Source organism: uncultured Paraglaciecola sp., from assembly GCF_963977085.1.
Classification (GTDB): domain Bacteria; phylum Pseudomonadota; class Gammaproteobacteria; order Enterobacterales; family Alteromonadaceae; genus Paraglaciecola.
Map to the genome: position 1 here is coordinate 83,787 of NZ_CAXBNC010000021.1, position 6,120 is coordinate 89,906.

Annotated in this window: 6 protein-coding genes; 5 read left to right on the forward strand and 1 reads right to left on the reverse strand. The window is 38.2% G+C overall.

Going from position 1 to position 6,120, the window contains the following annotated elements:
• Positions 1 to 2,328 carry a DUF3656 domain-containing protein gene (locus tag AAC000_RS19250; RefSeq protein WP_339725061.1) on the reverse strand — a complete coding sequence of 776 codons (2,328 nt, stop codon included), beginning with the start codon at positions 2,326 to 2,328 and terminating at the stop codon, positions 1 to 3.
• Between the two features lie 163 nt (positions 2,329 to 2,491).
• On the opposite strand from AAC000_RS19250, the gene AAC000_RS19255 reads away from it, so the two are divergent.
• The 5 genes from AAC000_RS19255 (at position 2,492) to AAC000_RS19275 (ending at position 6,108) form a co-directional block, all read left to right on the forward strand.
• On the forward strand, positions 2,492 to 3,136 hold the full coding sequence (locus AAC000_RS19255; RefSeq protein WP_339725063.1) for a glutathione S-transferase: 645 nt from the start codon (positions 2,492 to 2,494) through the stop codon (positions 3,134 to 3,136).
• A gap of 447 nt (positions 3,137 to 3,583) precedes the next feature.
• Positions 3,584 to 4,006, forward strand: a complete 423-nt coding sequence (locus AAC000_RS19260; RefSeq protein ID WP_339725065.1) for a hypothetical protein — start codon at positions 3,584 to 3,586, stop codon at positions 4,004 to 4,006.
• A 100-nt stretch (positions 4,007 to 4,106) separates the two neighbouring features.
• Positions 4,107 to 4,571 carry a nuclear transport factor 2 family protein gene (locus tag AAC000_RS19265; RefSeq protein WP_339725066.1) on the forward strand — a complete coding sequence of 155 codons (465 nt, stop codon included), beginning with the start codon at positions 4,107 to 4,109 and terminating at the stop codon, positions 4,569 to 4,571.
• 175 nt (positions 4,572 to 4,746) lie between these two features.
• Positions 4,747 to 5,499, forward strand: a complete 753-nt coding sequence (locus tag AAC000_RS19270) for a type 1 glutamine amidotransferase domain-containing protein (protein WP_339725067.1) — start codon at positions 4,747 to 4,749, stop codon at positions 5,497 to 5,499.
• A 141-nt stretch (positions 5,500 to 5,640) separates the two neighbouring features.
• A complete protein-coding gene (locus tag AAC000_RS19275; RefSeq protein ID WP_339725068.1) occupies positions 5,641 to 6,108 on the forward strand; it encodes a GNAT family N-acetyltransferase in 468 nt (155 codons plus the stop codon).
• Positions 6,109 to 6,120 lie beyond the last annotated feature (12 nt).

Genomic DNA, 6,120 nt, shown 5'->3' on the forward strand with positions numbered 1-6,120 from the left:
CTATAAACCCGTATGATACTGACTCACTGTGGAGTCTGTGACCATAGTACTTAATTTGGCTTCTACCGTTTGTTCACCGGCTAACAGTTGTTCGAATTGGCGGATCAATTCTACTTTGTCGGGTGAGACTTTATCACCAGCGCCAATATTGGTTAAATCGATCATGAAACCATCAAATAAATCAGATAAATCATTAATAACCTGAATATTTAGAAACTGGTCGTTGTTGTAGATACTTGGATAGCCCGCTTTTTGTTTATCTATGGCGAAGGACACACCTTTTAAATTCGTGATGCTGGTGGATTTATCACAAGACAACATACAACCATTGTCTATTCGAGGTTTTTCACAGCCGACACTTTGTTGGAAGAAACATTGGCGGCTGGTCATTAATAAAATCGGATGATAGATACTGTAGAACAATTTAAAGTTAGCAGGGCGGGCAATGTTTTTCATTTGTTGTTGATTAAGTTCGTTAGAAATAAAGGCACCGCTGCAATCAAATTCTTCCTGCATTGCCATTAAGGCATAAGAATTGGTGGTATTTAAAAAGGGGCCTGCGATCCATTTAATCCCTAATTGATTGGCCCTGTATGCGATGCCGGTATTGTTAGTGACAATGAGTGGTGGCAACACTTGCTCCAAAATATTGATCGCCACGTCATAATCCTTACCAATTAACACCGCAGGAAACCAAGGTATCAGGCGAGGATTAGCCTTTAAGAAATCAATATATTTAGTGCAATCACGTTTATAGGCGTCGGGTAATTTAAAATAAATATCCGCTTCGGTGACGTCAGTTAAATAAGTATCTGACTGGTCGCTTATCAATATTGAAAGCGCCGCTATAGTGTTTATAGGATCTTTTGGATGCCTTGCAAGGGGCGGTAATTTCACTTCTGGTATTAAAGGTTTTGAATCATTTAATAATTGCGCCGCCGCAGTTTTTAATTGGGTTAACTCACTAAAGGGAATACTGAGGCCAGAAGACAAGTGACATAAATCCACGTCTTTAAGCTCATATTCAGCAGTAGCCAAGGTTCTGAATCGCTTCTCTAGCGTCTCGCGATCGATGGCATTGTGCTCGCTTTGGGTCAACAAACTAGTGGAATGCAGCACAAAATGTTTAGCGGTTGATGGTACATCTACAGTGATTGGCTGCACAGTAAAAGCTGTGTTTGTAATAACAGTCAGAGTTAGCGGACTACCAGCTTCACCCGAAAAGCTTAAGGTTAAAGGCAATTTATCAATACTCAAATATTGAATTTTATCTTTAACCAGATCGTTAATTTCATTTTTTTCTTGGTACAGAGATTCTTCAACTTCTTGTATTTGTACCACTGAAATTAGATTGTTGTCATTAGCCGTAGTGGTTTTGCTGTCCGCGATTTTAGCTAAGGCATGATTTTTGGTGTTGTCACGTGGATTATCGATAAACATAGACTGGTTTAAATCGCCACGTAAAAACGCGTTCGAAAAATCCCGATTAAACACCTTATACAAACGTTCGCCATCTTCCAAAAGTTGACCTGTTTTCATAAAACCATCTATCTGTTTACGAAAACTATCCACCACAGTATGTACATAACTGGCACCTTTAATGCGCCCTTCAATTTTAAATGAATGCACACCCGCTTCTATCAAGGCGGGCAGGTCAAAAAAGGCTGAGTTGTCTTTGATATTCAGTGGGAAATTATGTCCAGACTCTGTGGTTTCGTATTCTTCTCTACAAGCCTGACTACAACGCCCGCGGTTGCCTGAATTACCTACACTAGCAGAAGTTGAATAACATAAACCAGAAAACGCTACACAGAGCGAACCGTGCACAAACACTTCTGACAACACATTATGCTCAACACATACCGCGTTAAGGGCGGTAATTTCTCGCAAGTTTAACTCTCTAGAGAAATTGACCCGTGAAGCACCAAGCTTTTTAAGAAAACCAATTTGCCCCGCATTGTGTGTAGTCATCTGGGTGGATGCATGAATATCTAAAGTGGGGAAATGATGCTTAATCAGATTAAACATACCAATATCTTGCACAATCACACCATCAAGGGTGGTATTGACTAACTTGCTTAGTAACTTAGCCAGAGTGGTAAACTCGCGCTCTAAAATCACAATATTCAGAGTCAGAAAAATCTGGCATTCATACTGGTGAGCAAGTCTGATCACCCCTACAAGTTCATCAAATGAAATATTAGACGCACGATTACGGGCATTAAAGGTATCTAAACCACAATACACCGCATCAGCACCAGCAATAATCGCCGCTTTAATGGCATCAACATCACCGCCTGGGGCTAATAGTTCAATTTTATGCTTCATGTAGGTAGTTATGGCCTGTTAATTTTAAAGCGCGGATTTTACCCGTATATTTAACGAATGAATATCGCTACAGTAGATTATTCTTTGTAAACCCTGCAAAGTCACCGATTTAGCAGCCCAGTAGCAAAAAACAGCGAATACAAAAAAGCGATAAATACACACTATGTCACTGCCGATACTTTATTCATTACGAAATTGCCCCTATGCCATGCGCGCGAGAATTGGCATATATAAAGCCCAGCAGCAGATTGATTTAAGAGAGGTGAATCTCAAACAAAAACCAGCTGAAATGCTCGCGGCTTCCGCCAAAGGAACTGTACCTATATTAGTGTTGGATAACGCACCACAACCGGCAACAGTCATTGACGAAAGTCTCGACGTGATGTTGTGGGCCCTAACTAAAAACGACCCTGATGATTTGTTGCACTCCCAAGATCAAAATGCGTTACCCAAGATATTGGATTTGATCAGATTATTTGATGATAAATTTAAAACCTGTTTGAACGCTTATAAGGCGGCTTCACGCTACCGTGAAGATAACGTCACCGAATGTAGGCAAGCCTGTGAGGTGTTTATTCAAGGGCTTGAAAATCGCTTAATCGACAGTGCTTTTTTAATGTCTGATCATGAAAGCTTGGCTGATATTGCATTGATGCCCTTTATTCGGCAGTTTGCTAAGGTGGAGCGGCAGTGGTATTTGCAAGCGCCTTATCCGCGGGTGAGGGAGTGGTTGAATTTTTATTTGCAGAGTAGGATGTTTACTAGGGTGATGGCTAAGTTTGATTTTTGGGGTAGCGCAAGGAATTGATAGTTGGCGAGGCTTTAGTTCGAGATGAGGACAACACTTTCGCCATTATCTGCTTCGCTTGACTCAATAAATGGTGACATAATTGTTTATTTAAAAGACTGTATGTAAATACAGTTATAATGGAAAAAGTCAATTATTCAACAATTTCAATGGGCATAATAAGCCATTCAAGGCTTCACTTCTGCAGAAGTGATTTCGTATGCAGTTGTTTTATAAAGATTTTATTTTTACCTTCCGTATTTATCCAGACTTAAAAGTCTGGATAAATACATGGCTTGGTTTGATCATCAAATATCAAATCAAGATTTGCCTTTTCAAAAGGTTAAGTTTATGAAATGCTGTAAAAAACTTACCGGAATGTCGAGTTGATAATGAAGGTAGCGTTTGTATCTAACCCGACTTCTGTCTAATAAACTGTTAGGCATACATGGAGTTTGTAAGTTAACTATGCATAAATTCAAAGTCGATATAGTGATATTTACTTCATTTATGCTTTTAGCGACAGGTTGGATGTATTACTCAAGAACTAGTGAAAATGTTGGTGAAATTGATTTAAGCGCTTCTCAACTTTCATGTAAAAAAAATAGAAAATTCGACAATTACACTGGATATTTCCATTTAAATTCAGATAAATACTATCTAAGTAGTAACTTCAATACCTGTGACGATTTCAAAAATTTAGTTACAGGTAAAGAATTGTTCGGCCGTTACCTTAAAAGCAATTATTTAATTATCGACTTCTATGTAAATGGTCAGGCATATTACGAATCAAATTTTAATAAATCGTTCTTAGCGGCATTGTTGTTAAGTTTAATTAGCTGGGCATTTCTTAGAGTGCCTATACATTGGGTTTTGCGTAAGTATGCCTAACAAAACAATAAACATCGTTCGCTTTGCTCACTGTGAAAAAAACTCGCTCTCGCTCTTTTTTTCACGTTATTGTAGGCGTTAAGCAAACAAGGATAGTCCAATGAAATTTGTAATTACGTTCATTGCCTTAATTTTTTTCTCACTAACTGCTTTTGCGGATGAGACATTGTCTGAAAGTGAGCTAAAACAAAAAGCTGAAGCATTCATACAAGCGAAAAATGCGAGGCAACAACCAAAAACAACCGTTGAAGACATAGATTATTTCATTTCATTTTTGGCTGATGAATTCATTGATGAACATCTGAAATTTAATGTCACTATGACAAGTAAGGAAGAACTTCGACAGGGAATGATTGCGAAGATGAAAGACAAAGTTATCTTCAGTGAGATTAAAATTGACCAGATGATGATTGGACGCAATGTGATTTTCGTCAAATATACAGAGCACGCAAAAGTCAAACCTAGCCACATGGATAAGGTCATTGAGTATACAAGCACTAATATAATGTCTCTAGAGTTTGGTGATAATGGTCTTATCAAACATATTCGTAGACATCATGCGTAAGTGTTTGCTTAACAAGCCGTTTAACGAAAACGCCAGCAAACAACGCTGGCACGGACTCGCAAACTACGCTCGCCCGTTAACGGGGCGTTAAGTGCCTAGGCTGATTCAGCATTTAAACCTTTTATTTAATTGTATCGTCTAAATAATGATTTTAATCATTTAAAAAAGGAAAACAATGAAGATTTTTATATCTATTTTACTTTCAGTAATACTGTTTACTTCAACTAACCTAAGCGCAGAGTCGACAAAAAAAGTATTAATCATCGCTTCAAACATGATCGATATGGGGGATCCTGAAAAACACGATGCGAGAAATAATTTATGGGAAGTTGCTCCGCCGTACCATATTTTTCTAAGCCATGGTTATGATGTCGATTTTGTTTCACCAAATGGAGGAAAGGTTGAGTTCATGATGGATCCGTTGGGTATTAGTAGTTACACCATTAAATATGAAGGCTTTATGGATAAAGCGAAAAACAGCTTTGCTCCTGAACAAATTAACCCGAATGATTACTGGGGAGTTTATATTGGTGGAGGGTATGGTCCATTATTTGATGTCGCTAATAACAAAGAATTACAATCAATTATCGCCAAAGTTTATGAATCTGGCGGTATTATTGGTGCAGGTGGTCATGGTGCAGGTGCGTTTGCCGATGTATTATTATCTTCTGGTCAGTACCTTGTTAAAGGTAAAAACATTGCTGGTTTTCCTAATTCTACTGAAAAATCTAAGTCATGGGCTAAACAAGGTACTCTGCTACCTTTCCTCGTTGAAAGTCAGTTGAATAAAAATGGGGCTATTGCACAAAACAAAAAAACCTTAGAAGATAAACACGAGGTGGTCGTTGATCAAAGAATCGTTTCAACAATGTTTTTACCTTCAGCTGCTCTTGTTGCAAAAGAAATGATAATTTCTCACAAGCAGTAAATTGCACTTAACAAGTCGCTTAAAGTGGACGCAAAACAGTTGGCTTGCGCTCATTCTTCGCTAATTTTAGCCAACAACTTTGCGCCCGTTAGCGAGGCGTTATATGCAATTCAGGTTTTAGTGTAATATTAAGAAGATCGTATGGAAAATTTAGTTGTAATTAGAGAAGCGCAAAAAAGTGATCACCCATTTATTTTTGAGCTGTCACCTAATTTAGCCGAAGTTGCTCAATTAGAGTGGCATAGCGATGATGCCATTCAGAAAATGCAATATGGTTATATTGCTGAAATGCTTGCTGAAACATCACATCCCAATGCTACATTTATCGCAGAAGCCAAGAATGTTTCATTGGGTTTTATTCATGTTCGCACGCATAAAGATGGTATTTCGGGTGAAACATGTGGAACTGTGCCGCTTCTTGCCGTTTCTCCTAAATCACAAGGTTTAGGTATAGGTAAACTTCTAATTAATCACGCTGAAAAGTGGGCTAAAAATTTAGGGTGTAGGTTGCTACATCTAGAGGTTTTCGCCAATAATAAAAAAGCAGATAGCTTCTATCAAAATCTTGGATTTAAACCTGAAACGGTTCATATGATCAAACCTATATAGAGTACTTTGCAT